This is a genomic window from Bradyrhizobium sp. AUGA SZCCT0431 (assembly GCF_018131065.1).
In the GTDB taxonomy this organism is placed as follows: domain Bacteria; phylum Pseudomonadota; class Alphaproteobacteria; order Rhizobiales; family Xanthobacteraceae; genus Bradyrhizobium.
On record NZ_JAFCLR010000045.1, the window covers coordinates 1 to 24,207 of the forward strand.

The 24,207-nt window shown below is 62.4% G+C and carries 31 protein-coding genes; 9 read left to right on the plus strand and 22 right to left on the minus strand.

The genetic code is table 11. From position 1 onward, the window contains the following. Window positions 1–521 precede the first annotated feature (521 nt). Both JQ567_RS31470 and JQ567_RS31475 read right to left on the minus strand, forming a co-directional pair. Entirely contained in the window at window positions 522–1,289 is a 768-nt protein-coding gene (locus JQ567_RS31470; protein ID WP_212442433.1) for a serine acetyltransferase, read from the minus strand. A gap of 96 nt (window positions 1,290–1,385) precedes the next feature. Further along, window positions 1,386–2,279 carry a LysR family transcriptional regulator gene (locus JQ567_RS31475; protein WP_212442434.1) on the minus strand — a complete coding sequence of 298 codons (894 nt, stop codon included), beginning with the start codon at window positions 2,277–2,279 and terminating at the stop codon, window positions 1,386–1,388. A 148-nt stretch (window positions 2,280–2,427) separates the two neighbouring features. Between JQ567_RS31475 and JQ567_RS31480 the strand changes: the two genes are divergently transcribed. Continuing rightward, window positions 2,428–3,591 carry a mandelate racemase/muconate lactonizing enzyme family protein gene (locus tag JQ567_RS31480; RefSeq protein ID WP_212442435.1) on the plus strand — a complete coding sequence of 388 codons (1,164 nt, stop codon included), beginning with the start codon at window positions 2,428–2,430 and terminating at the stop codon, window positions 3,589–3,591. A gap of 124 nt (window positions 3,592–3,715) precedes the next feature. Here the strand turns inward: JQ567_RS31480 and JQ567_RS31485 are convergent, their stop codons facing one another. The 7 genes from JQ567_RS31485 to JQ567_RS31515 all read right to left on the minus strand — a co-directional run bounded on the left by JQ567_RS31485 (window position 3,716) and on the right by JQ567_RS31515 (window position 7,984). Continuing rightward, on the minus strand, window positions 3,716–4,201 hold the full coding sequence (locus JQ567_RS31485; protein ID WP_211999528.1) for a DUF2852 domain-containing protein: 486 nt from the start codon (window positions 4,199–4,201) through the stop codon (window positions 3,716–3,718). A 107-nt stretch (window positions 4,202–4,308) separates the two neighbouring features. After that, complete coding sequence (locus JQ567_RS31490; RefSeq protein ID WP_212442436.1) at window positions 4,309–5,037, minus strand: TetR/AcrR family transcriptional regulator; 729 nt, start codon at window positions 5,035–5,037, stop codon at window positions 4,309–4,311. A gap of 168 nt (window positions 5,038–5,205) precedes the next feature. Beyond that, entirely contained in the window at window positions 5,206–5,631 is a 426-nt protein-coding gene (locus tag JQ567_RS31495) for a YciI family protein (protein WP_212442437.1), read from the minus strand. Window positions 5,632–5,777: 146 nt separating this feature from the next. After that, window positions 5,778–6,194, minus strand: coding sequence for a YciI family protein (locus JQ567_RS31500; RefSeq protein ID WP_212265583.1), 417 nt, complete (start codon window positions 6,192–6,194; stop codon window positions 5,778–5,780). A gap of 141 nt (window positions 6,195–6,335) precedes the next feature. Beyond that, a complete protein-coding gene (locus JQ567_RS31505) occupies window positions 6,336–6,707 on the minus strand; it encodes a nuclear transport factor 2 family protein (RefSeq protein WP_212442438.1) in 372 nt (123 codons plus the stop codon). Next, the gene (locus tag JQ567_RS31510) at window positions 6,708–7,361 is read right to left on the minus strand and encodes a glutathione S-transferase family protein (RefSeq protein WP_212442439.1); all 654 of its coding nucleotides are present in this window, start codon (window positions 7,359–7,361) and stop codon (window positions 6,708–6,710) included. It abuts the gene before it with no gap. Between the two features lie 71 nt (window positions 7,362–7,432). After that, window positions 7,433–7,984 (minus strand): dihydrofolate reductase family protein, encoded by a 552-nt coding sequence (locus tag JQ567_RS31515; protein WP_212442440.1) that lies wholly within the window; start codon window positions 7,982–7,984, stop codon window positions 7,433–7,435. A 92-nt stretch (window positions 7,985–8,076) separates the two neighbouring features. Between JQ567_RS31515 and JQ567_RS31520 the strand changes: the two genes are divergently transcribed. Together JQ567_RS31520 and JQ567_RS31525 are read left to right on the plus strand one after the other, a co-directional pair. After that, window positions 8,077–8,571, plus strand: coding sequence for a helix-turn-helix domain-containing protein (locus tag JQ567_RS31520; RefSeq protein ID WP_212442441.1), 495 nt, complete (start codon window positions 8,077–8,079; stop codon window positions 8,569–8,571). A gap of 286 nt (window positions 8,572–8,857) precedes the next feature. Next, window positions 8,858–10,525: a PAS domain-containing methyl-accepting chemotaxis protein gene (locus tag JQ567_RS31525; protein WP_212442442.1), complete on the plus strand. Its 1,668-nt coding sequence runs from the start codon at window positions 8,858–8,860 to the stop codon at window positions 10,523–10,525. Between the two features lie 126 nt (window positions 10,526–10,651). Here the strand turns inward: JQ567_RS31525 and JQ567_RS31530 are convergent, their stop codons facing one another. Next, window positions 10,652–11,035, minus strand: coding sequence for a cupin domain-containing protein (locus JQ567_RS31530; protein WP_312017498.1), 384 nt, complete (start codon window positions 11,033–11,035; stop codon window positions 10,652–10,654). 153 nt (window positions 11,036–11,188) lie between these two features. On the opposite strand from JQ567_RS31530, the gene JQ567_RS31535 reads away from it, so the two are divergent. Together JQ567_RS31535 and JQ567_RS31540 are read left to right on the plus strand one after the other, a co-directional pair. Next, window positions 11,189–11,977, plus strand: coding sequence for an SDR family NAD(P)-dependent oxidoreductase (locus tag JQ567_RS31535; protein ID WP_212442443.1), 789 nt, complete (start codon window positions 11,189–11,191; stop codon window positions 11,975–11,977). Window positions 11,978–12,046: 69 nt separating this feature from the next. Next, window positions 12,047–12,478 carry a hypothetical protein gene (locus tag JQ567_RS31540; RefSeq protein WP_249165857.1) on the plus strand — a complete coding sequence of 144 codons (432 nt, stop codon included), beginning with the start codon at window positions 12,047–12,049 and terminating at the stop codon, window positions 12,476–12,478. Window positions 12,479–12,598: 120 nt separating this feature from the next. On the opposite strand, the gene JQ567_RS31545 is transcribed toward JQ567_RS31540, so the two are convergent. From JQ567_RS31545 to JQ567_RS31555, 3 genes are read right to left on the minus strand one after another with little or no spacing between them, the layout of a single operon-like run. Further along, window positions 12,599–13,015 (minus strand): VOC family protein, encoded by a 417-nt coding sequence (locus tag JQ567_RS31545; RefSeq protein WP_212442445.1) that lies wholly within the window; start codon window positions 13,013–13,015, stop codon window positions 12,599–12,601. A gap of 55 nt (window positions 13,016–13,070) precedes the next feature. Beyond that, a complete protein-coding gene (locus JQ567_RS31550) occupies window positions 13,071–13,607 on the minus strand; it encodes an SRPBCC family protein (RefSeq protein WP_212442446.1) in 537 nt (178 codons plus the stop codon). A 23-nt stretch (window positions 13,608–13,630) separates the two neighbouring features. After that, the gene (locus tag JQ567_RS31555) at window positions 13,631–14,056 is read right to left on the minus strand and encodes a DoxX family protein (RefSeq protein WP_212442487.1); all 426 of its coding nucleotides are present in this window, start codon (window positions 14,054–14,056) and stop codon (window positions 13,631–13,633) included. Between the two features lie 697 nt (window positions 14,057–14,753). Here JQ567_RS31555 and JQ567_RS31560 point away from each other — a divergent pair. Beyond that, a complete protein-coding gene (locus tag JQ567_RS31560; RefSeq protein ID WP_212442447.1) occupies window positions 14,754–15,179 on the plus strand; it encodes a globin family protein in 426 nt (141 codons plus the stop codon). A gap of 81 nt (window positions 15,180–15,260) precedes the next feature. After that, the gene (locus tag JQ567_RS31565; RefSeq protein WP_212442448.1) at window positions 15,261–15,557 is read left to right on the plus strand and encodes a hypothetical protein; all 297 of its coding nucleotides are present in this window, start codon (window positions 15,261–15,263) and stop codon (window positions 15,555–15,557) included. Here JQ567_RS31565 and JQ567_RS31570 read toward each other — a convergent pair whose 3' ends face one another. The 3 genes from JQ567_RS31570 to JQ567_RS31580 all read right to left on the minus strand — a co-directional run bounded on the left by JQ567_RS31570 (window position 15,558) and on the right by JQ567_RS31580 (window position 17,511). After that, window positions 15,558–15,785 (minus strand): hypothetical protein, encoded by a 228-nt coding sequence (locus JQ567_RS31570; RefSeq protein ID WP_212442449.1) that lies wholly within the window; start codon window positions 15,783–15,785, stop codon window positions 15,558–15,560. 86 nt (window positions 15,786–15,871) lie between these two features. After that, window positions 15,872–17,146 carry an RNA polymerase sigma factor gene (locus tag JQ567_RS31575; RefSeq protein WP_212442450.1) on the minus strand — a complete coding sequence of 425 codons (1,275 nt, stop codon included), beginning with the start codon at window positions 17,144–17,146 and terminating at the stop codon, window positions 15,872–15,874. After that, entirely contained in the window at window positions 17,143–17,511 is a 369-nt protein-coding gene (locus JQ567_RS31580) for a YciI family protein (protein ID WP_212442451.1), read from the minus strand. The genes JQ567_RS31575 and JQ567_RS31580 overlap by 4 nt, the downstream gene beginning before the upstream one ends. A gap of 281 nt (window positions 17,512–17,792) precedes the next feature. On the opposite strand from JQ567_RS31580, the gene JQ567_RS31585 reads away from it, so the two are divergent. Beyond that, window positions 17,793–18,758 (plus strand): glyoxylate/hydroxypyruvate reductase A, encoded by a 966-nt coding sequence (locus JQ567_RS31585; protein WP_212442452.1) that lies wholly within the window; start codon window positions 17,793–17,795, stop codon window positions 18,756–18,758. 138 nt (window positions 18,759–18,896) lie between these two features. On the opposite strand, the gene JQ567_RS31590 is transcribed toward JQ567_RS31585, so the two are convergent. Beyond that, complete coding sequence (locus JQ567_RS31590) at window positions 18,897–19,619, minus strand: TetR/AcrR family transcriptional regulator (RefSeq protein ID WP_212442453.1); 723 nt, start codon at window positions 19,617–19,619, stop codon at window positions 18,897–18,899. Between the two features lie 132 nt (window positions 19,620–19,751). Between JQ567_RS31590 and JQ567_RS31595 the strand changes: the two genes are divergently transcribed. Continuing rightward, entirely contained in the window at window positions 19,752–20,396 is a 645-nt protein-coding gene (locus tag JQ567_RS31595; protein ID WP_212032922.1) for a glutathione S-transferase family protein, read from the plus strand. 159 nt (window positions 20,397–20,555) lie between these two features. Here JQ567_RS31595 and JQ567_RS31600 read toward each other — a convergent pair whose 3' ends face one another. The 5 genes from JQ567_RS31600 to JQ567_RS31620 form a co-directional block, all read right to left on the minus strand. Further along, window positions 20,556–21,116, minus strand: coding sequence for a TetR/AcrR family transcriptional regulator (locus tag JQ567_RS31600; protein WP_212442454.1), 561 nt, complete (start codon window positions 21,114–21,116; stop codon window positions 20,556–20,558). 7 nt (window positions 21,117–21,123) lie between these two features. Further along, window positions 21,124–21,591 (minus strand): nuclear transport factor 2 family protein, encoded by a 468-nt coding sequence (locus tag JQ567_RS31605; protein WP_212442455.1) that lies wholly within the window; start codon window positions 21,589–21,591, stop codon window positions 21,124–21,126. A 71-nt stretch (window positions 21,592–21,662) separates the two neighbouring features. Beyond that, the gene (gene ybgC / locus JQ567_RS31610) at window positions 21,663–22,112 is read right to left on the minus strand and encodes a tol-pal system-associated acyl-CoA thioesterase (RefSeq protein WP_212442456.1); all 450 of its coding nucleotides are present in this window, start codon (window positions 22,110–22,112) and stop codon (window positions 21,663–21,665) included. Between the two features lie 78 nt (window positions 22,113–22,190). Then, a complete protein-coding gene (locus JQ567_RS31615; protein ID WP_212442457.1) occupies window positions 22,191–23,102 on the minus strand; it encodes a metallophosphoesterase in 912 nt (303 codons plus the stop codon). 91 nt (window positions 23,103–23,193) lie between these two features. Continuing rightward, window positions 23,194–24,063 carry a DUF6869 domain-containing protein gene (locus JQ567_RS31620; RefSeq protein WP_212442458.1) on the minus strand — a complete coding sequence of 290 codons (870 nt, stop codon included), beginning with the start codon at window positions 24,061–24,063 and terminating at the stop codon, window positions 23,194–23,196. Window positions 24,064–24,207: the final 144 nt, after the last annotated feature.

The following is a 24,207-nucleotide window of genomic DNA, read 5'->3' on the forward strand; positions in this document are numbered from 1 at the left end:
AGGGAAGACCGGGTGCGCGCTGCACCCGCGGTCTCGCGTGCGGTTTGCACAAAACAAAATGCACACGAGCATACAGGTCCAGCGGAGAACACCCGGCCTTCCCTGCGCAATGGCTCTACGGCTTATATCGTGCTCTCCCTGGTGAACGGGCTTTCTTGCCACCATTGCCCGCAAGAAGCGTTTGGCTCCTCACGAACGTGACGCCAGCAACGGGGCGCCAGGACCACACGACTTCGCCGTACGCTTCAGTGCCGTTCGTCGCCAGCACTTCAGCGTCCACCGCAACCCGTCCAACGTCCGTGACGACGGCCGACGCCCTCTGAGTGGGACGGGACGGCGATATATGTGCCCCTGATTTGCCTTCGGGAAAAGCGAAATATTTTTGATTCTTGGGCTTGACACGATTTCCGGAAAACAGAACTGATTTGCCCGTCGGGTTGATTTGTCGCAGCCTCTGCACGAGATCGTGCTTGCGCGAGGAGCGACGCAGTTCCCAGCGCGTCCCTGCGCAAACGCTTTGCTCAGGCGGAAATCTTCGACGGCGGGCAGTTCGTCAATCGCACCGGCATGCCGACGGCGGTGCATCCGGCCGGAACGTCTTGCTCGATGAGCGCGCCGGCGCCGATCTTGGCGAAGTCGCCGATGCTGACGTCGCCCAGGATCGTGGCGCCGGTGCTGAGCAGCACGCCGCGGCCGATCCGCGGCGCGCGGCCCGGCAGCGCCTGCTTCCGGCCGATGGTGACGTTTTGCAGGATCGTCACCTCGTCGCCGATGACAGCGAATGCACCGACGATGATGCCGGTCGCGTGATCGAGAAACACCGAGGTGCCGATCGAGGCGGTGGGGTGAATGCTGACCTGAAGCGAATCCGACGACAGGCTTTGCAGCAACAAGGCGAGGTCGGTTCGCTCGTGACGCCAGAGCCAGTTGGACACGCGCCAGGCCTGCAGCGCGACGTAGCCCTTGAAGTTGAGCAGCGGCGGCAGCAGCCCTTTGGTCGCGGGATCGTGAACGGCGATGCTTTGCAGATCGAGGCTCGCTGCGTCGATCAGGTCGGGCGAAGCTTCAAATGCTTCGCGGGCGACGCGGGCGAACAGTTCGCGGTCAGCCGAATGTTTGCCGAGCCGTTCGCCGATCTGATAGGCGAGTGCGCTGCCGAAATCGGCATGATCGAAGATCGCTGATGACAGCGAGGCGCCGAACAGCGGATCATTGGCGAGGACGCTTTCGGCCTCCCGGCGAACGGATCGCCAGAGCTGGTCGACTGGTGCAATTGCGTTCTGGATCATCGCCATCACCTCGGGTGCGCCGGCCCGAAATATAGGTCGTCCGGGGGACTTCGCCAGCGCAAGCGGTGCACCAGAAGCAAACCGTTCGTCGAAACGTCAGGACTGTTCAAAGGCAGCCCACGCCGACTCGGCGGCCTGGCCTTGCCGCGCGATGGGGCGGAAAAGACGAATTTCGATAGGGATCTGCAAATCCGCAGCGCCCGCTTCAACCAGTCGTCCAGCAGAAATGTCCTCTTCGGCCAAAGTCCGCGGCAGCCATGCCACGCCGTCTCCAGCGCGCGCCATCGAAAGCAGGGTCGCAGCCAGATGGGAGGTAAAGATCGTTTCAAGCGCAAAGGCTCGATCTTTCGTTCCCCATTGGGCGGCCACGATGCGTCCCAATCCCGACGGCGCACTATAAGCAAGGTATTTGACCCGCTTGCTGCCGCGAAGCCGCCAGTGCGGAGCTCCGTTTTTGCCGGGCGCGCTGAGCGGAACGAGCGTATCGGATCCGACCACGATGCTCCTGAACTGGCGGGACTCGAGCCGGCTGCTCATTTGCCGGTGGTAGTGGCAAAGCAGAAACTGCGCATCGCCGCGCAGCATCATCTGCTCGCACGCCTGCATGCTGTCGGAAATCAGGTTGAGATTCCCAAGGGCCAGAACCCTTTCATTGCTGCGAACCCACTTTGGAAAAAAAGTGAAGGAGAGCGCGTGCGTCGCCGCGATCGACAGGAGCTTTGCACCGCGGCCGGAAACTTCGAGCGTGTCGCGGCGCAGTTGATTCAGCGCGCGGGTCAGTAGCTCCGCCTGATTGTGGAAATGTTCGCCCGCCGGGGTCAGCGCGACGCCATGCGTCGTGCGGGTGAACAAGTCAGCGCCGACCCAGCTTTCGAGCGCGCGAATCCTGCGGCTGAAGGCCGGCTGGGTGACGTGGCGTGCCTCGGCCGCCCTTGAGAAGTTCAGGGTTTCGGCAAGCGCCAGGTAGTCCTCGAACCAGGTCAGCTCCATTGGTAATGCCGTATCAACATAACCAGTTCAGGCAATAGCATTGGCCTTGAAGCAAATCCAGCCTTACTAGCCCTTCCGAACGGGCTTGCTGCTGTCGTTATCAGCATGACCAGCGCCTCCAAACAACGGCCGATGGAAGGAAAACATCATGCGTATCGTCGACGTCGTCGAAATCACCAAGCCGATCGCCTCTCCGATCCGCAACGCCTATATCGACTTCTCGAAAATGACGGCGAGCCTCGTCGCCGTGGTAACGGATGTCATGCGCGACGGTCGCCGCGTCGTCGGGTACGGCTTCAACTCCAATGGCCGCTATGGCCAGGGCGGTCTGATCCGGGAGCGCTTCCGCAATCGCATCGTCGAGGCCGAGCCTGCAAGCCTGCTCGACGACACCGGCACCAACCTCGACCCGCATCGCATCTGGGCGGCGATGATGTCCAACGAAAAGCCGGGCGGGCATGGCGAGCGCTCGGTGGCGGTGGGCACGCTCGACATGGCGGTCTGGGACGCCGTCGCGAAGATCGCCGGCAAGCCGCTGTTTCGTCTCCTCGCCGAAAAGAAGGGCCGTGAGGCCAATCCCCGTGTCTTCGTTTACGCGGCGGGCGGCTACTATTATCCGGGCAAGGACAATTCGGCGCTGCAAGCGGAGATGCGCGGCTATCTCAACCGAGGCTACAACGTGGTGAAGATGAAGATCGGCGGCGCGCCGATCGACGAGGACCGCGGACGGATCGAAGCCGTGTTGAAGGAGATTGGCTCGGAAGCGCGGCTTGCCGTCGACGCCAACGGACGTTTCGATCTCGAGACCGGTATAGCTTACGCGAAGATGCTGCGCGATTACCCACTGTTCTGGTACGAGGAGATCGGCGATCCGCTCGACTACGCGCTGCAAGCCGCCATGTCGGAATTCTATCCGGGTCCGATGGCGACCGGCGAAAATCTCTTCTCGCACCAGGACGCGCGCAATCTACTCCGCTATGGCGGCATGCGGCCGGATCGCGACTGGCTGCAGTTCGATTGCGCGCTGTCGTACGGGCTTGTCGAATATCTGCGGACGCTCGATGTCCTGGCACAGCATGGCTGGTCGCCGTCTCGCTGCATCCCCCATGGCGGGCACCAGATGTCGCTGAACATTGCGGCAGGTCTCGGCCTCGGCGGCAATGAGAGCTACCCGGACCTCTTTCAACCGTATGGCGGCTTTCCCGACTCCGTTCGCGTCCAGGACGGCCACATCGTCATGCCCGACCTTCCCGGCATCGGCTTTGAGGGCAAATCCGACCTGATCACGGTGATGCGCGAACTGGCTGAATAGTGAAACGCCGCATCACGCGCATAAAGCAAACCGCCCGTCTGTGCTGATCACAAACGGGCGGCTCGTTAGCCTTCAGGCGCTATGGGGGCACATCGCCCGAGGCGTTAGCTCACGACTTGAAGTTTCAGCTTTGCGGCTGATCGTTCGGCGGGGTCGGACGCGGCTTGTGCTGCGCCATGAACTGGTCGAACTCTTCCTTGTCCTTGGCGTGACGCAGGCGATCGAGGAAGTCGCGGAATTCGACCTGCTCTTCTTCGAGGCGCCGCAGCGTTTCGGTGCGGTATTCGTCGAAGGCGCGGTTACCGCTCGAGGGCGGGCCAAAACCGCCGAAGCCGAAACCACGGCGCTCCATGCGGCCGCGCATCCGGTCCATCTTGTACTGCATCCGCTCCATCTTGTTCTGCCAGCGATCCTGGTGACTCCAGCAACCCATTTTTCTGCTCCCGAGTGTGAAAAAGAGAAGGGCAAGCCCGATCGGCCACCAGATGATGAAGCCGAGGATGGTTACGGCGATCCAGCCAGGATGCCAGGGGCTATCCAGCATATGCGGGGGCCGACTGGTTTCTTCAGCGGGGCCGCGCCATCGATTGACATCTGCGGTGTAGGCCATTTCCCTCTCCATGATGGCGATCACGCCGTTGTGAATGTAAATAACATTTACATACCTAAGCCATCCACGTTTTTTGTCAAGCGGGCGGCAAGCGGGCGTCGTTAAAATTATTTTGGAGAGCCCCAAGGACCCGCCGGCGGAACCGGCGGCGGACCGGACGGCTTCTCGCTCGCCGGCTCCTTCGCGGCAGGCCTGCGATCGGTCGGGAAGCCGAGACCGCGCAGATAAATCAGCACTTCGGCTTCCAGGAGATCCTCGGCCGACATCGGCAGCTTGCGGCGCGCCGCATCGCCCCGCGCAAACAGCGACGCCACGCCGTGCGACATCGACCAGATGTGCAGCGCCATCATCATCGCCGGCGGCCGCGGCATGCCCGGCGGCACCAGCGCAGCAAGACGCTCGGCTGCCGCCCTGATCACGGCGAAGGCGCGTTCGCTCGCCGCCTGCAATGTGGGGCTAAGATCGACCGGAAGGCCGGATTCAAACATCGCCGAGTAGAACGCCGGCTCATTGCGCGCGAAGGCCAGATAGGCTTTGCCGAGCCGCTCGAACGCCGTGACGGTGTCGGGACGGCCGTCGTCCCAGGCCTGCAGCAGGAGCGCCTCGAACTGCTCGAAGCCGCGCTGCGCGATCGAGGACAGCAATTCATCGCGGTCGCGAAAATGCCGGTAAGGCGCCGCCGGGCTGACGCCGGCCATGCGCGCGGCGTCGGCAAAGGTGAAACCGGCCGCGCCCTTTTCGGCGATCAGGCCGAGCGCCGCCTGCAGCAACGCCTCTTTCAGATTGCCATGATGGTAGCCGCGCTCGGCGCGGCGCTCTTCCTTGCGCCAACTCATGTGAAAGGCTTTTACATGAGTTGGCTATAAACGTCACTTATTTTGCGCGTTCAGGAAGGTTAACGGGCGGAAATGCGTGGGCCCAAGCTGCTCCACCGCCTCAAACGGCGCGCTTCGCTCGTAAAGGACGCAAAGGAGCGCGCGCAAGCCGGGAGAGGTTCCCGTGCCTCACCGCGCTTTGTTCGCATTTGCCTTCTGCAGTTCCTCAAACCCTTTGGCGGCCTGCTGCACTTCCTCCGACCAATCGGACATCTCCTGCACCTGGCGGATTTCGATGATCTCGTTCTCGGAAGCCGGGCATTTCTTGGCCCAGGCGATCGCCTCCTCGCGCGACGCGACGTCGATCATCCAGTAGCCGCCAAGCACTTCCTTGGACTCGGTGAAGGGACCGTCGGTGACGACAGGCTTGCCGCTCGCGAACGACACCCGCGCGCCCATCGACGGCGGGTGCAACCCGTCGAGCGCGATCAGGACTCCGGCTTCACTCAGCGCCTCATTGTATTTCATCATCGCCGTGACGCGCTCGGGATCGAGTTGCACGTCCGGCGCCGCGGTCTCATAGCCCAGGGGGATCATCAGCATCATGAATCGCATGGTGGGATTTCCTTGGTTTGGCGTCATTCCGGGGCAGCCCGCAGGGCTGAACCCGGAATCTCGCGCAACAATCTCCGGATTCCCCGATGTGCAATAGCACATCTGAGGTTCGCGCTTCGCGCGCCCCGGAATGACGGTGGTGAGATTTATTTCTTTCCGGCCTGCGCGCGCAGGCGATCTTCCTGCTCGCGCAGTTCGGGGGTGAAGGCTTCGCCAAAATCCTCGGCCGCGAACACCTGGCGGATTTCGATCTCGGCGCCGCCGTCGAACGGCGCGCGCTTCATCCACGCGATCGCCTCATCGAGCGATTTGGCGTTGATCAGCCAGAAGCCGGCGACGAGATCGCTGGTCAGGGGGAACGGCCCCTTGGCGGCACTGCCCTCTCCGCCCTGGTATTTGACCCGCGCGCCCTTTGAAGACGGATGCAGGCCCTCGCCCGCCTCCATCATGCCGGCCTTGACCAGTTCCTCGTTGAACTTGCCCATCGCGGTCAGCATTTCCGTGCTCGGCATGACACCGGCTTCGGTATCCTTGCTGGCCTTCACAATCACCATGAATCGCATCGTTTCGCTCCGTTTGTCTGTCTGGCCGGTCGGCCGGTACCATCGCTCGTCAAGATGACGAACCGGGTTTTGCGGCACCGACATGGCTTGCGAAATTATTTTGGAGGCCATTTTCCTCGGACCAGATGGGACCGGAGGGACTTAGCTGTCGCCCTGGCGAACGAAGACGCCGTTTTCATAGGTCGCGCCGAAATAGACGTCGATGCGCCTGATCCTGTCGTCCGCAAATGCGAAGAACTCCGTATTGCGGAAACTCTTGCCTTCCTTGGCGACACATCGATAGGTCACAAACGCCGCCTCGCCCTCGACCATGATCGTTTCGAGATCCTGCCGTTCGATCCAGTCGCTGTTCTTCCAGCACCGCTCGAAATAGGTCGCCTTGTCGATTTCGTCGTCATAGGGGCTTGTGAAACGGAAATCGTCGGTGAAGGCGGCTTCAACTGCCTGGCGGTCATTCGACAGATAGGCGGCGAACAGGTTGCGGATGATTTCGGTCTTGCCGGTTGAGGTCATTCAGCGCTCCTTCGGCACCATGCCAAAATAGGGCTCGGCCTCCTTCAGCACGCGCGCAAACGACGGCCGGGCCTTCAGGCGCCCGAAATAAGCAGCAAGGTTGCTCTGGTCCTCGCCGAACGGCACCACCATGCTGCCATAGAACAGCGACGGCGCCGCGGCGCAGTCGGCGAGGCTGAAATCATCGCCCATCGCCCAGATGCCGCTGATCATTTGGTGCTCGATCATCGCGTATGAAGTGCGCAGCTGCGCCCGCGCCTCCTCGACCCCGTGGGGGTCCTTCCTCCCTTCAGGGCGAAGCCGGTCGATCATGATCTTCTGCATCGGCAGATGCACATAGAGATCGAAGAAGCGGTCGCGCAGCCGGGTCTGCAGGGCTTTGTCAGCGTCAGCCGGAATCAATCGCGTGCGTCCGGGATAATGGCGGTCGAGATATTCGATCACGATGCTCGATTCCGGGACAATCTCGCCTCTCGCATCGTCCTGCAGCACCGGAAATTTTCCGATCGGCCACAGTTGCAGCAGTGCAGCGCGTTCGGCCGGATTTCCGAGATCGACCAGCTTCGGCGTGAATGGGATGTCGTTCTCATAGAGCGCAATCAGCGCCTTCCAGCAGAACGACGCCAGCGGGTGGAAATGCAGGGTCAGTGACATCTGGGCTCCGGAGTGTTTTGGGCACGTCAGCAAGACGAACCAGGTTTTGGCCAACCGACATTTGCGGCGAATTACTTCGTAGCTGCCGGCGCGTAGCGCAGGATCACGATCCCGGTCGACAACGCCCGGCTGTCCAGCAGCTTCAGCTTGATCCGCGGGCCCTGTTTGAACAACGGCGTTCCGCCGCCAAGGAAGATCGGATTCACCGCGATGCGGAACTCGTCGATCAGGCCGTGCGGGATCAGATGCGACGCCAGATCGGCGCTGCCGAACAGAAAGATATCCTTCGGCGCATCGCGCTTCAGTTTCGCGACGGTATCAGCCACATCGTCCGCGAACACCCGCGTGTTGTTCCAACCGGATTGTTTCAGCGTGCGCGAGAACACGTATTTCGGCGCCGCGTTCATGAAGTCGGCGACTTCGCCGGTCGCATTCGGCCAATGGTTCGCCATCAGCTCATAGGTGACGCGGCCGAACAGCAATCCGCCGGCGGCGTTGAGTTGCTCGATCGACAATCGCTCCAGCTCCTCGCCCCAGACGTCTTCATGCCAGGAGATGTCCCGGTTCGGCCCTTCGACGAAGCCGTCCAGGGTCATCAGGTTCCACATGATCAGCTTTGCCATCTCGGCGCTCCCTTAACTGATTGCGATTTGCAACTGGTTGTATCCTGAGACAACCGGTGCAATATTGCAAGCAGTTTTTCGGAGACGCTTCCATGACCGACGACCAACGCTCCGGCTGCCCTATCAACCTCACGCTGGAAGTGGTCGGCGACAAATGGAGCCTGCTGATCATCCGCGACATGATGTTCGGCAACCGGCGGCATTTCCGCGAGCTCCTGACCAAGTCCGAGGAAGGCATCTCCTCCAACATCCTCGCCGACCGGCTGAAGACGTTGCTCGACGCCGACATCATCACCCGCGAGGACGATCCCAGCCACAAGCAGAAGGGAATCTATTCGTTGACCGAACAGGGCATCGAACTGCTGCCGGTCCTCGCGCAGATGGCGGCCTGGGGTTACAAATATCTCCCGGTTTCCGAAGAACTCGGCATCCGCGCCAGGCTGCTCAGCGAGGGCGGGCCTAAAATGTGGGCAGAGTTCATGGACGAGTTGCGCGAGACGCATCTCGGCGTTGCCAGACGCAAGAAGGGGCCGTCAGTCGGTGAACGGCTCCAGGCGGCGTATGAGAGTGTCGTAAACCGGACATAACGTTCAAAAAGCTCAAGAATTCGCTCCGTATGAATACGTAGGCCAGCAGGCATGGTCGGCGGCATTCACTCCGCCCATCAAGGTGCGCACGCGACAAATTATCGCGGTGGATGAGACACATAGGAAATTCACACCCGACCAGCGCGTCGCGCGATTTTCATCAGGCGAAACATTCGCGGGCGACATGGTTTACGGTTGCTAAACCGGTCTCTGCAACTTTTTCCCGAGTTTGGATTCGTTCATCAATTTCATCGTTCCGTTTTGGAACCAGCGCGTGGAGCCCGACGTGTTCAATCTGCAAAGAAAAACAACTGTTCAAAGTGCAGTCGCCCAAGCCGCCGCCATCAACAAGTCGCAGGCCGTGATCGAGTTCAAGCTCGACGGCACCATCGTCACCGCGAACCCGAATTTTCTCGGCGCCGTGGGCTACACGCTGGCCGAAATCCAGGGCAAGCATCACAGCATGTTTGTCGATCCGGCCGAACGCGAGAGCGCGGCCTATCGCGAATTCTGGGCGCAGCTGAACCGGGGTGAATTCCAGGCGTCGCAATACAAGCGGTTCGGCAAGGGCGGCCGCGAGATCTGGATCCAGGCGTCCTACAATCCCATCCTCGATAGCGGCGGCAAGCCGGTCGGGGTCATCAAGTTCGCGACCGACATTACGGCGCAAAAGATCCACACCATTGAGGACGCCGGCAAGATCGCCGCGATCAGCCGGGCCCAGGCCGTGATCGAATTCAACATGGACGGCACCATCGTCACCGCCAACGAGAATTTCCTCGGCGCGGTCGGTTACGCGCTCGATGAGATCCAGGGCAAGCACCACAGCATGTTCGTGGCCCCGGAGGATCGCGACAGCGCGGCCTACCGCGAGTTCTGGGCGCGGCTGAACCGCGGCCAGTACGAAGCCGCCGAATACAAGCGCCTCGGCAAGGGCGGCAAGGAAATCTGGATCCTCGCCAGCTACAATCCGATCCTCAACGAGGCCGGCAAGCCGTTCAAGGTGGTCAAGTTCGCCACCGACGTCACCGCGCAAAAGCTGAAAGCCGCCGACAATGACGGCCAGATCGCCGCGATCGTAAAATCGCAGGCCGTGATCGAATTCAACATGGACGGCACCATCCGCACCGCCAATCCGAATTTCTGCGCCGCGCTCGGCTATTCGCTGCCGGAAATCCAGGGCAAGCATCACGGCATGTTCGTCGATCCGAACGAGCGTAACGCACCGGCGTATCGCGAATTCTGGGAAAATCTCAACCGCGGCCAGTACCAGGCGGCGGAATACAAGCGGATCGCCAAGGGCGGCCGCGAAATCTGGATCCAGGCGTCCTACAATCCGATCCTCGACCTCAACGGCAAGCCGTTCAAGGTGGTGAAATACGCAACCGACATCACCGCCCAGGCGATCGCGCGCAAGAAGGCCGAGAACGCCCGCGGCCTGATCGAGTCGGTGGCGGCGGGCAGCGAGGAGATGAGCGCCTCGATCCGCGAAATCTCCGAGACCATGACCAAGTCCAAGGCGAATGCCGCTAACGCGACCGCCCGGGTCGAAGCCGCGGACGCGCAAGCCGTGAAACTCAGCGCCGCTTCGCAGGCCATGAGCGGGATCGTCGAACTGATCGGCAACATCACCGGACAGATCAACCTTCTGGCGCTGAACGCCACCATCGAATCGGCCCGTGCCGGCGAAGCGGGCCGCGGCTTTGCCGTGGTGGCCTCCGAGGTCAAGAACCTCGCCAATCAGGCCAAGCACGCCACCGACACGATCTCGAAGGAGATCGAACAGCTCAACGGCGTCGCCAGCGAGGTCGTGGGCTCGCTCACGGCCATCAAGGAGGCGATCGCCAGCGTCAACGAGTTCATCGCCTCCACGGCTGCTGCCGTGGAAGAGCAGAGCGCCGTCACATCGGACATGTCGTCCAACATGCAGCGCGCCTCCGCCGAATTGGCCTGATACGGGATAGCCCACTCGTATCGGTTCAATCAGCCTTCGGGAGCCATTCCGAAGGCGAGCTTAACCGGCACCGCAGGCGCAGAAGCGCGGCGGTGCCGGACTTTTTTTCTGGGCATCGGCGTTCGCTCAGACCTGGTCCCACCGCCGCGTCACTTCCGTCGCGCCCTCCAGCGTGGCTTCGAACACCGGCGACGCCAGTACGGCGTGGATGTGCAGCATGGTGGTGCCGGAATTGCGGAAGCCGTGCAGTTGCCCGGCCGGCACGATCAGGGATTGCCCCGATGTGACGATGCTGCGTTCCCCGCCGATCCACATCTCGGCCTCGCCTTCGCGCACGGTGAGCACCTCCTCTACGGGGTGGGAATGCGTCGGGGCGCCGGCGCCGGGCGCGATCCATTGCTCGAAGATGCACAAATGCTTGGCGCCGTTGCGTGCTGAAACCAGCATGCGGGTTTCCACGCCCAGCCGCCATTGCTCCGGTGGCATATCCCTGACGTCGACCACCATCATTGCCGGACCCTTTCGGTTGCCGTGACCTCGCGTGGTTTGAGAACGTGCGCCGGATGCGGCGCAGCATGCAAGCGCGGGCTACCGGCAGGTTCGAGACACAATGAACGGCGTAGGGTATAGAGCCAAGGAATCAATCACCAGCGGACCCCCTCCATGCCTCCTTCCCTATCAAAAGTCGCACTTGTCACCGGCGCCGCGCGCGGTATCGGGCTTGCGACCGCAAAACGCTTTCTCGCCGATGGCTGGCGGGTGGCGCTGCTCGACATCGAGGGCGAATTGCTGCGTGGCGCGGTCGCGGCGCTGGCCAATCCCGACAACGCGCTGGCGCTGCATTGCGACGTCAGCGATGCCGGCGCGGTGGCCTCCGCGATGGCGACCGTGAGCCAGCGCTTCGGCCGGCTCGATGCGCTGGTCAACAACGCAGGTGTCGCGGTGTTTGCACCCCTGCTCGAGACATCGGACGAGGACTGGAACCGGATACTCGCGGTCAATCTCACCGGGCCATTCATCTGCACCAAGGCTGCCGCCCCCCTGATGCGCGAACATGGCGGCGGCGCAGTGGTGAACATCACGTCGATCTCGGCGGTGCGCGCCTCCACGCTGCGTTCGGCCTACGGCACCAGCAAAGCGGGGCTTGCGCATTTGACAAAGCAGCTCGCGGTCGAACTGGCTTCGCTCGGCATCCGCGTCAACGCCGTCGCGCCCGGCCCGGTCGAGACCGCGATGGCAAAGGCGGTTCACACCCCGGAAATCCGCGCCGATTATCACGACGCCATTCCGCTCAACCGTTACGGCCTTGAAGAAGAACTGGCGGAAGCGGTGTTCTTCCTGTGCAGCGACCGTTCCAGCTATATCACCGGGCAGGTCCTGGCCGTCGACGGCGGTTTTGATGCCGCCGGCATCGGCTTGCCGACGCTGCGCGGCGAGCGGCGGAATGGCTGACGAAGCCTTGCCGGCCGCGCCGAGGTTGACTAGTTCAACAGGTCCGGGACGAAGGAGCCGCACATGCGAATGGCGCTCATCAAGGCAATTGTTGTTGCGGCGGCGCTGTGCGCTGCGGTTTCATCTGTTCGTGCCGAGGTGCGCATCCTCGCCAGTCCCGGCGGACGGGTCGGCCCGTTTCTCGACCTGTTCGAGCGCCTCCGCGCGTCCGGCGAGCGCGTCGTGATCGACGGGCCATGCCTGTCGGCCTGCACGCTGGTGCTGAGCACGGTGCCGAACGAACGCATCTGCGTGACGCGCCGCGCGGTGCTCGGCTTCCACGGCGCGCGGTCGATCGACCGCCGCGGCCGGATGTATGCCGAACCGGAAGCGTCGCAGGCGGTGCTGGAAGCCTATCCGGAGCCGGTCCGTAACTGGATCAGCCGCCGCGGCGGATTGACGTCGCGGATGTTATTGCTGCGCGGGCGCGAACTCGCCGCGATTTACCCGTCGTGCAGGTGAAGGATTTCCGGCCTTGTAGGGTGGGCAAAGGCGCGCTGGCGCCGTGCCCACCATCTTTGTCGCACGTTAGTTGGTGGGCACGCTTCGCTTTGCCCACCCTACGAAGTCAAATACCCACCGTCATGACGACATCTCCGCCGGGCAGTTGACCATCCAGGGCGTGCCGAACTTGTCGACGCACATGCCGAAACCATTGGAGAAAAAGGTCTTGGCAAACGGCATCTTCACGGTGCCGCCATCGGCCAGTGCCTTGAAGCGGCGTTCGGCGTCGGCGGGATCATCGACCTGCAGCGCGACGGCAAAACCCTGCGGCTGATGGAAGTCGCCGGGAAATGCGTCGGAGGCCATCACCACCTCGCCGTCGACCGTGAAACTGGCGTGCATGATCTTCTTCTTCCATTCCGCCGGGGTCGGCATGTCGGCCGGTCCGCCTTCATAGGGCATCATCGCGTCAATCTTGGCGCCGAGCACTTTTTCATAATACTTCAGTGCTTCTTCGCAATTTCCGTTGAAGAACAGATAGGGATTGACCTGCATCGTTGGCTCCTTGGGTGAACAGATTTCGCGTGAACGAATTTGCGGTGAACGTGCGCTACTTCTCGGTGAGCTTTTTCAGATTGGCAAGACCAGTCTCGAAATCCCTGCCGATCATGCGGTCCAGGTTCATGAACACCTGCATCACCTTGGACAGGAACACGGCGGGCCCGGTCATCGTCCAGGTCAGATGGGTAGCATCGCCCTGCGGCAGCATTGTGAATTCGGCGGTGTTGTGACCTTCGAACGGCTTGAAGAAATCGAGCTTGATGAGGATCCTCGAGGGCACTGACGTTTCGAGGATTTCCATGCGGCCGGACCCGACATTCTTGTTGCCGTCCCAGGCATAGACCGCGCCCTTGCCGCTGTCGGCGCCGCCATAGGTGCGCTTCAGCGCGGGATCCCTGTCCTCGTAGGGCGACCAGCTGCGCCATTGGTGAAAATCGTTGATCAGCGGAAATATCCTGTCCGCCGGCGCCTTGATGCTGATGGCGCGCTGGACCTGGAACGTATCCGGCTTGGTCGCGGCTGTTATCAGCACGGCGGCGATGGCAATCGCCAGTACGACGGCGACGATGGCAATGATGTCGAGCATGTCAGGCTCCGTACGGCTGGTGATTATGATGCAAGTCGGCGGCGGAAAGGAATGAAATTGCGCAAGGCCGGATCGCGCAGCCACAGCCCGCCCCATACCATCAGGCCGAGATAAAGCCCGAACAGCGTGTGGGTGAACAGCGGGCTGTCGATCCGGACATGGGATGCCATCGCGCCGCCGAGATAACCGGTCAGCAGGATGGCGCCGAGGATCGATGTCGGCGGCACCGAATACAGCACGGTGCAGACGATGGTGATGATGCCGAGGCTGCGCGCCAGCGTTTCGCTCGAACCATAACCCATCTTGTCCATCGTTTCCGTGACGACCGGCCACGGCACCAGCTTGATGGCGCCGTCGAACAGCAGGAACACGATGACCAGGCCGGAGAGAATACGGCCGGTCCAGCGGGCGGTTTTGCCGACCGGCGCGGTTTCGGCGGTCGCAGACATGGTGGACATGGCTTTCTCCTGTCATTTGCACAATTCCAGGACGAACGAGCCTGACGCAAACAGACAGGTGGGAAGAACTTTTTCACGGGCAGCCAGCGACGGGCACTCACGCCATACAGGCGGCATGACGAGCGCCACATGAAGCGGCGCGCGCCAGGCCAACCCGGCCTCTGACAAAGACATCTCAGATCGAGATGGCACACATCACCATGGTCGATTTCATGCTTGAAACAAGCGGTGCGCGTTTGAATTAACCGCGCGCTTCGCACGAACCTTTCATCGGCAAGGCGCGACTAACGGCTGTCCATTGAGACCGCCACCCCGGCAAAACCTATCCATTCTGGAGCATGACCAATGTCCTGTGAACAAAAGACGCTTGTCAAAACCAATCGGGACTCGGCGCTCCCGAATGCCGGCCTTGGCGAGCCGCCTGCACTTGAAAACTCGATGTCCTACGCCATGATCGTCATCGGCGGCGGTGTCGGAACTCTCGCGGCAGCAATTTATTCTGCTGTTGCATACGGCCTGCGCGCCCTCGCTGCGCAAGCGCCGTTGAGGGAACGCCGGCTCCCGGACGCGTACTCTCAGCGGGGTTAATTGAGGGCCGCAGCTCACGCGCGGCCTTTCACAGCGAAGTGCGACCAACGCCAATTTCATTGAAGACCCTCATTTAAATCATTCATTGCGGAGCACGGCCATGACCCCCGAACAGAAAGCGCTTGTCAAAATGACCTGGGACCTGGTGGTCCCGATCGCCGATACCGCCGCGAAATTGTTCTACGGCCGGCTGTTCGAAATCGACCCCTCGACGCGCCCTATGTTCAAGAGCACCGATATGCCAGAGCAGCGCAAGAAGCTGATGCAGGCGCTGGCGACCGTGATCGCGGGTCTCGATAACCTCGCGCCGCTGATCCCGGTGCTGGAAACGCTCGGCAAGAAACATGTCGCTTACGGCGTCCTCGACAAGCATTACGACTCGGTCGGCGCCGCCTTGCTGTGGACGCTCGAACAAGGCTTGCAAACCGCCTGGACGCCGCCTGTGCAGGACGCCTGGATCGCGGCATACACAGCGGTCGCCGGCGTGATGCGCAATGCGGCGAAGACGGTTCCGAACGCCGCCTGATCGTCGCCGCCGGTGCTTGTCGAACCTCACGCGAGGTAGAAGCGACATAGGTCCGTTCATCTCGAACGAGAGTGGAAGGACATGGATCCGCAATTAGAGCTTGATTCGATCCTGGACGCTCTGCAGGGCGCAAGCCTCGAGGAGCAAGCGGAGATCGGCCGGGGCGATCTGGCGTCCCTGCTTCATGTCGCGCCGCCGCAACTGGTCGACAAGATCATCAAGATGGCGCGGCGCGACAACCGGGTCAGGTGCGCGCTCGCCGCGTCACGGTATTATTGCGGCCTTGGAAAGACGATTTGCGACAAGATTGATTCCGTTGTGAGCGCGCCATTTCCGGCGGCGCTTCAGCCCAGGCGGAAACCGTCCTCCAGGCGTTAGCTATCGATCCTGTTTTCCAATTCCATCCACGCAATCAGACCAGGCCACGCAGAACACCGTCCACACAAACATGTTCCAGCTTGGCTGGATGTCGGCCCACGCCGCAACGAAAGGAATGGGTAAAGCGAACAGAAGCGGCCGCGCGATCCAGCGCAGGCAGAAAAATCTGGCGCTGGCAGGCTCGCCGAAAGCGACTTTTCGCAAAGTATCGATCATCACCAGGCCCATGCTCCACCTTTGCCGGTTAGTCGCGGGCGTCTGGGCGTGGTTCAAATCCGGGAGGCCGGATGCCTGTTGCCGCGTGAAGCAGAGGTCTACTTCCCCGTCTTGACGCCGCGCGGCTTGCTGTCGCGCATCAGGCGGTCGAGATGCATGCGGATATGGGCGGCCTCGGCCGAGGTATTGGCCAGCGCGATGGCGCGGTCGAAGGCGACACGGGCTTCGTCATTGCGCCCGAGCTGCATCAGGAAGGCGCCGCGCACGCCGAAGTAATGAAAATAATTCGACAGCCGCGCCGCCAGCGGCTCGATCATGTCGAGCGCAGCTTCGGGACCTTTCACCTTCGAAACGGCGACCGCGCGATTCAGCGTCACGACGGGCGACGGCTGCATGATTTCGAGCGCGCCATACAGCAGATCGATCTGGGTCCAGTCGGTATCCTCAGGCTTTTCGGCGCGGGCATGCAGGGCAGATATCGCCGCCTGAATTTGATAGGGCCCGCTGCGGCGATGGCGCATCGCCTTGTCGATCAGCGCCAGCCCCTCGGCGATCATCTTACTATTCCACAGCGTACGATCCTGATCGTCGAGCAGGATCACCGCGCCGTCGGCATCGAACCGCGCCGCGGCGCGCGCGTGCTGCAGCAACAGCAGCGCGGTCAGTCCCATGATCTCGGGCTCGCTCTGGAACAGCCGCAGCAACAGCCGCGCCAGCCGGATCGCCTCCTCGCACAGCGGGCTGCGGATCTCGGCGGTATCGCCGCTCGCCGAATAGCCCTCGTTGAAGATCAGATAGATCATCGCGGCGACCGCAGCCAGCCGCTCGGTGCGCTCCACCGCGCCCGGCGTCTCGAACGGCACATCGGCGTCCGCGACGCGGGCTTTTGCACGCGTGATGCGCTGCTCCATCGCGGCTTCCGAAACCAGGAAGGCGCGCGCGATCTGTTTGACGGAGAGGCCCGAGACGATGCGCAGCGCCAGCGCGATCTGCTGCGTCGCCGGCAAATCCGGATGGCAGCAGATGAACAGCAGCCGCAGAATGTCATCACGGTAATGCGAGCCGTCGAGCCGCTCGGCGAGCTGCTCCTCGGCATCGTCGGTATCCGAGATCGCGTGATCGTCCTCGGGCAGCGGCTCCTGCTTGCGGCCTCGCCTGATGTCGTCGATCGCGACGTTGCGCCCGACCATGATCAGCCACGCCGCGGGGTCGCGCGGCGGGCCGTTCTGCGGCCAGCTCTTCAACGCCCGCAGGCAGGCGTTCTGGAAGGCTTCCTCGGCGGTGTCGAGATTGCGGAAATAGCGCAGCAGCGCGCCGACCGCCTGGGGACGCGCCGAGGTCAGCGCGCTATCGATCCAGGCGGTGTCGGTCATGTCGTTACACTCCCCGGCGTGAACATGCCGACCGGACGGATCTCATAGGCGCCGCCGGGATTGGCCTTGCCGAGATCGCGCGCGACATCGAGCGCCTCGTCGAGGTTCTTGCAATCGACGACATAGAAGCCGAGCAATTGCTCCTTGGTCTCGGCATAGGGGCCGTCGATCACGACCGGAGGATCGTCCTTGCGCAAGGTGGTCGCCGCCGTGGTCGGCAACAGCCGCGCCACCGGACCGAGCCGGCCCTGCTTGGAGAGCTTGTCCTGCACGACCCGCAGTTTGGTCATGACCGCGGCGTCCTGTTCCTTGGTCCAGGAACCCGTAAAATCTTCGTCGTGATAGCAAAGGATGGCGTACAGCATGCGACCGGCATCTCCGTTCGTTAGTATGACGAACGATTATGCCCGCTGCCGACAGGGGAGCGAAAGAAATTTTCGAGTGTTCCGTGCCCCGTCAGAGACCGACAATCGGCGCCGGCGGCGGATTGAAATGCCGGTAGGTGCATGACAGCCATGACCACAGCCGGAATCAGATGAATTTGGCCATTTGGTATCTCCCTTGCTTGAAGAAAGGAGGTTAGAGGAAGGGTTCAATCCATCGGAAGGTACCGGTCACACAGCGTGGCGATACGAAGGGAAAATCAATGAAAAAGGAGGCGCTCGCGCTGCTGGTGCGTGGCGGGACTGATAACTGGGCAGCGTCGCGGTGGATGAAGCGGTTTGGCGACGTCTGCCCGGACCGCCTCGTGGTGGAGATGCCGGATCCATCGTTCGACCCGGCCGAGGTCCATTATGCCGCGGTGTGGAAGCCGAAGCCGGGGGAGCTCGCCGCTTTCAGGAATTTGCGTATCATCTTCAATCTCGGCGCTGGCGTCGACGCACTGATGGTGGATTCTACGCTGCCCGACGTGCCGCTGGTGCGGGTCGCGGTCCCCGATTTGACCGAGCGGATGACGGAATATGTCGTGCTGCACGCGCTGATGCATCACCGGCAGGAGCTTTATCTGCGCGAGAGCCAGCGGGTGAAACGCTGGTCGCCGCAGCCGCAATGGGCGGCGGGCGCGATCACCGTCGGCATCATGGGATTGGGCGCGCTGGGCGCCCATGCCGCCGGCGTCCTCAAGCACGTCGGCTTCAAGGTCGTCGGCTGGAGCCGGAGCCCCAAGGAAATCGCCGGCGTCCCCTGCTTTCACGGCGAGCCGCAACTGGAAGCGTTTTTGCGCCAAACCGACATCCTGGTCTGCCTGCTGCCGCTGACGGCGGATACGCGAAACATCCTCAACCGCGGGATGTTCGAAAAACTCAACCGCAGCAGCCCGATGGGCGCGCCGGTTTTGATCAATGCGGGCCGCGGCGGCTTGCAGAACGAAGCCGACATTTTGAGCTGCCTGGAAGACGGCACGCTCGGCGGCGCCTCGCTCGACGTCTACGTGACCGAACCGCTGCCCGCCGATAGCCCGTTCTGGACCCATCCGAAGGTGGTGCTGACCCCGCACAACGCCGCCGACACCGATCCTGAGGAAATCTCGAAATATGTCGCGCGCCAGATCGAACGCTTTGAAGCCGGCGGCGCACTCGACAATGTAGTGGATCGCGGGCGGGGGTATTGATTCAGATGTCGTCCCGGCGAAGGCCGGGACCCATAGCCACCAGCGATTGTTGGTTTGCACACTGATCGTTGCCTTTCATATCCGACAACATCCGCCGCGGCGTATGGGTCCCGGCTCAAGGCCGGGACGACACCGGTGCTACCCCCGCACCATCACATCGACCGCGCCGTTGACGAGCGCTTCCAGTTCCGCGCGCGGCATCTGGGCGCGGGCGCGGATTGCGATGGAGTGGATCGTCGCCGACGCCAGGCTCGCCAGCACTTGCGGATCGGCGGAGGCCGGCAGTTCGCCGCGCTCCTGTGCGATCTTGAACAGGCGGGCGAAGAAGCGGTCCATCTCGACGAGGCCGCTGACCACCAGGGCGCGGATGTCAGGGTCGAACACCGCTTCCGAGGTCGCGGTCATCACAGTGAAACAGCCGCGCGGGCCGCCCTCGCCCGACAGATACATGTCGAGCGCGATGCCGTAGATGCGAAGCAGCATCGGCCGCAGCGGCATGTCGGCCGCGAAGGCTTCGCCCATCCGCGCGCGGGCGCGGTTGCGGTAGCTCTCATAGGTCTTCTTGTAGAGTTCGCGCTTGTCGCCGAACGCGCCATAGAGGCTCGGCCGGTTCATGCCGGTGGCGGCGCTGAGATCGTCGAGCGAGGTCGCGGCAAATCCGTCCTTCCAGAACACATCTAGCGCGCGGGACAGCGCCACGTCGGGCTCATAGGCGCGCGGCCGGCCGCGGCGTTTTGGTGGGACGCCGCCAGACGGCGGCTGCGGTTTCGCAGACCGAGGCTTTGGAGGCTCGGTCTTTGAAGACTCCGTCCTGGCCTTGGTCTGGGCCCGCGGCGCCGGCGGTTTCCTTTTTTGTACCATCCTGCAAATAATCCTTGACGCTTATTTATACGAAGCGGTACATAAATCAAGCTCAGCCGTCGCGACCGCCTGAACCCAGTGCCCAACCCCAGGACTGAAACTCAAGACCGAAACCCCAAGGGAGATTCGACCATGGACCTTTATTTCTCGCCCCTCGCCTGCTCGATGGCAACCAGGATCGCGCTGTATGAGGCCGGCAGCCAGGCCAACTTCATCGAGGTCGACCCCAAGACCAAACGCGTGTTGAAGGACGATTCGGATTTCTACGCGGTCAATCCGCTCGGCCTCGTGCCCGTGGTGCGGACCGACGATGGCGTGACGCTGACCGAGAACGCCGCGATCCTGCAGCACGTCGCCGAGCGGTTGTCCGATTCCAATATCGGCGCCAGACCCGGCATTGAACGCTCGAAGCTGCAGCAATGGCTGTGCTTCATCGGTACCGAACTGCACAAGGGCCTGTTCACGCCGCTGCTCGGCAAGACCGTGCCGGCGGAGGTCAAGGCCTATACGCTGGAGCGGTATCTTTCGCGCCTCGACTACCTCAACAAATATCTCGAGGGGCGTGAATTCGTGCTCGATCATTTCAGCGTGGCGGACGCCTATCTCACCACCGTGCTGAACTGGAGCATCGCCACCCCGATGATCGACTTTTCGAAATATCCGGCCGTGAAGGACTATCTCGAGCGGATGAAGAAGCGGCCAAGCGTGGCGAAAGCGCTGGCCGAGGAGTTCGACCTCTACAAGGCTGAGATCGCGCGCCACAAGGCGGCGGCGTAAGGCACTATCTCACCACGAGTCGTCCCGGCGAAGGCCGGGACCCACACCGCGAAATCTTTCGGTTGGGCAGTTTGGTTGACGCCTTTCGCAAAACCGCTCCCTGTGGTTATGGGTCCCGGCTCAAGGCCGGGACGACGCGGATGGTGAGTTGCACCAATCTCATTTCGCCAGCAAACGCGCCTTCATATCCGCCATCGCCTGCCCGAACACTTTGGCATCGTCGAGCGCCCGCGCCAGCACCAGCGCGCCCTGAATGGTCAGCAGCGCATCGGCGGAGCGCCGCCGCGCAACGCCTGCACTGAAGCCAGCGCGCCGCAGCGTCTGCGCCAGCGCATCGTTCCAGCGGCTGAAATAATCCTGCACCTGCGAGCTGAAAATATCCCGCGATGCCCCCAGCGCAATCACGCCGACCAGGCAGACGCGGTGGCCCGAGCGGAAATAGCGGTCGACCCCCGCAATCATTTCAGCAATCGCAAGTGCCGGATCATCGGACTTGCGCAGGACTGCAAAGATATTGACCTCGAACCAGTGATCGATCTCGGCCAATACTTCCGCCGCCATCTGCGCTTTGCCGTCGGGGAAGAAATGATAGAGGCTGCCCTTACCAAGGCCGGTGGCCTTACTGATCAACGCCAGCGTCGCGCCCTCGTAACCGTGGCTACGAAAGACCTCGCCCAGCAGCGGCAACAGATCGGCGCGTTCGGAAACGGTTTTGGCCATGGCTCCGCTAGAACGGGCTCTCGCTCAAGCCCGCGACATCCGCCGGACGCGGTCCAGGCGCGGCCCAATGAAAGCGGCGGTCTTTCTCGGCAATCTCGACATCGTTGATGCTGGCCTCGCGCCGGCGCATCAGGCCGTGCTCGTCGAACTCCCATTGCTCGTTGCCGTAGGAGCGGTGCCACTGCCCGGCAGCGTCGTGCCATTCATACTGAAAGCGCACCGCGATGCGGTTGGCATCGAAGGCCCAGAGGTCCTTGATCAGGCGGTATTCGTGCTCCTTCGCCCATTTACGGGTGAGGAAAGCGACGATCGCGGCGCGGCCTTCGAAAAATTCGGCGCGGTTACGCCAGCGGCTGTCCTCGGTATAGGCCAGCGCCACGCGCTCCGGATCGCGCGAATTCCAGGCGTCCTCCGCCATGCGGGCTTTCTGGGCGGCGGTCTCTCGCGTGAACGGCGGCAATGGCGGACGCGACATCGGGTATCTCCAGCTTCGAACAGAGCCGGAGACTGTACCGATCGGTACAGCGAGTCAAGTATTCGGCGAAATCAATCCAGATCGGCCTTCAGCAGCTGCCGCAGCGATTTCGGGATCGGCTGCGCCCGCCCCTCGCAGATGAACGCGACGCGCACCTTGGCAGTGACCAGCGCCTCTTCGCCGCGCCGCACTTCCTGCGCCAGCGTGATCGAGGCGCCCTTCACCGCGATCGGCCAGGTCACCACGTCGAGCAGATCGTCCATCCGCGCCGGGCGCAGGAAATCGATCTCCATCGAGCGGACCACGAAGGCAAAGCCCGGCGTCTCCGCTTGCGCCTGCTCGAACAGCGCATGCTGATCGGCGCCCATCAGCCGCAGATGGTTGGTGCGGCCGCGCTCCATGAAGCGCAGATAATTGGCGTGATAGACGATGCCGGAGAAATCCGTATCCTCGTAATAGACGCGGACCTGCATGTGATGGCGGCCGTCGCGGACCGCGCCGTCGATGTGGGGTAAAGTCAATTGCGGCCCTCGATCGCCTGGAAAGCCATCGTTTTGCGCAAAATCCGCCTGCCGCGCAAGCGTAACGCCTGCGGCGGATTACGCTACCACCGGGCCCTGCCCGCCCAGCGTCACCAGCACGATCTCCGGGGGAACGCCGATGCGGAACGGCATGATGCTGCAGCCAAGGCCACCGGAGACGACGATGTCGTGCTTCATGCGGATGTGGCCATAAGAGAGCCGCTGGCCGGACGGTGCGACTGGCGACCAGCCCAGCAAACGCACCTGACCGCCATGGGTATGGCCGGAGAGCTGCAGGGACACCCGCGACGGCACGCGCTTGGCGATGTCGGGCTCATGCGCCAGCAGAATGATCGGCGCGTCATCGGTGACCTTCGCCAGCGTAGCCCCGAGATCGTCAACGCCGATACGCCGCACCGGGCGGAAACGGCGTGCCGGGAAATAGGCCAGTTGATCGCCAAGGCCAGCCAACCAGAACGAACGCCCGTCCTTGGTGAGACGCCTGGCGTCGTTGTCGTAAACCGGAATACCTGACGCCTCCAGCGCGCGGCGGGCGAAGGTGTGCCCCTTGCCTTCGCGCTGCACTTCCTTGTCATCCCACCAATCATGATTGCCGAGAATGGCGTGCACGCCGAGCGGGGCCTTCAGCCCGGCCAGCACCGGCGCCCATTCATCGGCCGGGATGAAGCGCGTCACCTTGCGGTGCCCGGCCACGTAGTCGCCGAGCATGACGATGACGTCGGCCTTCAGTGCGTTGGCTCGCTCGACGATCCCCTGGATGCGGTCGAGCGACATCCAGGGATCGCAGGCGTGCAGATCGGTGATGACGGCGATCTTGAGCTTGAGATCGGTGGGCCATTGCGGCGGCGCAAGGTTGTAGCGCGTGACGCGAAGCTGCAGCGCGGGTTCGGAGAATCCGTAGGCCGTGGTCGTGACGCCGAGGGCGCCCAATCCACCAAAGAGTCGAAAGAAATGTCGGCGTGAAATCATGGCGGGTCAATCGTGATGCATCGCAAACATGGGCGGGTATTGAGCCGGAATTGGGGTGCGTTTGTGCAGATCGTCAGCAGTCGCATTAAGGTTACCACCTGTTCTCTCCGACCAGCGCGTCGAGCCGGGCCCTCAATTCGTCGGAGGCGCGATAGTACCAGACGCCGCCCAAAAGATCTCGAAAACGGTCGCTGGCCTGCGCCTCGCGCTCGATACGGTCGATGGTTTCCATGCTGATGACATCCTCGAGCGGACCGGCGGCGAGCAGCGAAAGCAGCGCCGGGTTGGTCTCGATCTCGAGGATCGCGACGATCAGATCAATCGCCCTGTCAGGATCCTCACCACGCAATTCGCTCTCATAATCCATCATCGCAAAGAAATTGTCATCGCGGTTGCGGTCGGATTTTGAATGTTGCTCGACCCAGGCGCGAGCCAACTCCGGCAGCGTCATGGCTTCGCAATCGAGCGGCTGTTTTGGGGTCCGTCGCGCGATGTCGTCGGCCTTCCAGCCCTTGAGGTCGGCGACCGCCAGGATGCGTTGCTTCAACGGCTCGTTTGGACCGAGCAGAATGCCGCCGAGCAGCCAGCGCAGCCGGGCGTTATCCTTCGCCTCGGCCTCGATCCGGTCGATCACGCTTTCGCCGTGGGCATACATCAGCGACATCATGAACTTTTCATTGAGCTGCATCACGGTCGGCTTGTCGGATTCACTGCGCAGCACTTCAAGCGCAAGATCGAGCGCGCGATCCGGCTTGCGGTGCGGCAGATGATCGAAATAGAGCTTGGCCGCCCAGGCGCCGGAGGTCTGGTCGCGCTTGCTCAGCCGCTGCAGCACAGCCCACAATGAGGCCAGTTCGTCGACAGGCATCGCGTTGAGGAAGGTGTCGGTATCGTCGGGCGTGCCCAGTTCCGGCGCCGCCGCGACAACGGCCAGCACCTTGGCGTCTTCGGTCGATTTCATCTGGCACTCCACGGCAAAAACAGCCGGTCCCGCGCGATGCGCGCGCCGCCGGCTTGTTGATATTCTCTGTTAGTGCGTGATTGGGCCGATCCGGTTCGAACGAGCATAATCCGGAAAAGTGGGGACCGGTTTTCCCTCGCGACA

Bases quoted from the DNA above. Each gene is read 5' to 3' on its own strand.
- JQ567_RS31470 (WP_212442433.1), bottom strand. From the start codon at position 1,289: ATGATCCAGAACGCAATTGCACCAGTCGACCAGCTCTGGCGATCCGTT.
- JQ567_RS31475 (WP_212442434.1), bottom strand. From the start codon at position 2,279: ATGGAGCTGACCTGGTTCGAGGACTACCTGGCGCTTGCCGAAACCCTG.
- JQ567_RS31480 (WP_212442435.1), top strand. From the start codon at position 2,428: ATGCGTATCGTCGACGTCGTCGAAATCACCAAGCCGATCGCCTCTCCG.
- JQ567_RS31485 (WP_211999528.1), bottom strand. From the start codon at position 4,201: ATGGCCTACACCGCAGATGTCAATCGATGGCGCGGCCCCGCTGAAGAA.
- JQ567_RS31490 (WP_212442436.1), bottom strand. From the start codon at position 5,037: ATGAGTTGGCGCAAGGAAGAGCGCCGCGCCGAGCGCGGCTACCATCAT.
- JQ567_RS31495 (WP_212442437.1), bottom strand. From the start codon at position 5,631: ATGCGATTCATGATGCTGATGATCCCCCTGGGCTATGAGACCGCGGCG.
- JQ567_RS31500 (WP_212265583.1), bottom strand. From the start codon at position 6,194: ATGCGATTCATGGTGATTGTGAAGGCCAGCAAGGATACCGAAGCCGGT.
- JQ567_RS31505 (WP_212442438.1), bottom strand. From the start codon at position 6,707: ATGACCTCAACCGGCAAGACCGAAATCATCCGCAACCTGTTCGCCGCC.
- JQ567_RS31510 (WP_212442439.1), bottom strand. From the start codon at position 7,361: ATGTCACTGACCCTGCATTTCCACCCGCTGGCGTCGTTCTGCTGGAAG.
- JQ567_RS31515 (WP_212442440.1), bottom strand. From the start codon at position 7,984: ATGGCAAAGCTGATCATGTGGAACCTGATGACCCTGGACGGCTTCGTC.
- JQ567_RS31520 (WP_212442441.1), top strand. From the start codon at position 8,077: ATGACCGACGACCAACGCTCCGGCTGCCCTATCAACCTCACGCTGGAA.
- JQ567_RS31530 (WP_312017498.1), bottom strand. From the start codon at position 11,035: ATGATGGTGGTCGACGTCAGGGATATGCCACCGGAGCAATGGCGGCTG.
- JQ567_RS31535 (WP_212442443.1), top strand. From the start codon at position 11,189: ATGCCTCCTTCCCTATCAAAAGTCGCACTTGTCACCGGCGCCGCGCGC.
- JQ567_RS31540 (WP_249165857.1), top strand. From the start codon at position 12,047: ATGGCGCTCATCAAGGCAATTGTTGTTGCGGCGGCGCTGTGCGCTGCG.
- JQ567_RS31545 (WP_212442445.1), bottom strand. From the start codon at position 13,015: ATGCAGGTCAATCCCTATCTGTTCTTCAACGGAAATTGCGAAGAAGCA.
- JQ567_RS31550 (WP_212442446.1), bottom strand. From the start codon at position 13,607: ATGCTCGACATCATTGCCATCGTCGCCGTCGTACTGGCGATTGCCATC.
- JQ567_RS31555 (WP_212442487.1), bottom strand. From the start codon at position 14,056: ATGTCTGCGACCGCCGAAACCGCGCCGGTCGGCAAAACCGCCCGCTGG.
- JQ567_RS31560 (WP_212442447.1), top strand. From the start codon at position 14,754: ATGACCCCCGAACAGAAAGCGCTTGTCAAAATGACCTGGGACCTGGTG.
- JQ567_RS31565 (WP_212442448.1), top strand. From the start codon at position 15,261: ATGGATCCGCAATTAGAGCTTGATTCGATCCTGGACGCTCTGCAGGGC.
- JQ567_RS31570 (WP_212442449.1), bottom strand. From the start codon at position 15,785: ATGGGCCTGGTGATGATCGATACTTTGCGAAAAGTCGCTTTCGGCGAG.
- JQ567_RS31575 (WP_212442450.1), bottom strand. From the start codon at position 17,146: ATGACCGACACCGCCTGGATCGATAGCGCGCTGACCTCGGCGCGTCCC.
- JQ567_RS31580 (WP_212442451.1), bottom strand. From the start codon at position 17,511: ATGCTGTACGCCATCCTTTGCTATCACGACGAAGATTTTACGGGTTCC.
- JQ567_RS31585 (WP_212442452.1), top strand. From the start codon at position 17,793: ATGAAAAAGGAGGCGCTCGCGCTGCTGGTGCGTGGCGGGACTGATAAC.
- JQ567_RS31590 (WP_212442453.1), bottom strand. From the start codon at position 19,619: ATGGTACAAAAAAGGAAACCGCCGGCGCCGCGGGCCCAGACCAAGGCC.
- JQ567_RS31595 (WP_212032922.1), top strand. From the start codon at position 19,752: ATGGACCTTTATTTCTCGCCCCTCGCCTGCTCGATGGCAACCAGGATC.
- JQ567_RS31600 (WP_212442454.1), bottom strand. From the start codon at position 21,116: ATGGCCAAAACCGTTTCCGAACGCGCCGATCTGTTGCCGCTGCTGGGC.
- JQ567_RS31605 (WP_212442455.1), bottom strand. From the start codon at position 21,591: ATGTCGCGTCCGCCATTGCCGCCGTTCACGCGAGAGACCGCCGCCCAG.
- JQ567_RS31615 (WP_212442457.1), bottom strand. From the start codon at position 23,102: ATGATTTCACGCCGACATTTCTTTCGACTCTTTGGTGGATTGGGCGCC.
- JQ567_RS31620 (WP_212442458.1), bottom strand. From the start codon at position 24,063: ATGAAATCGACCGAAGACGCCAAGGTGCTGGCCGTTGTCGCGGCGGCG.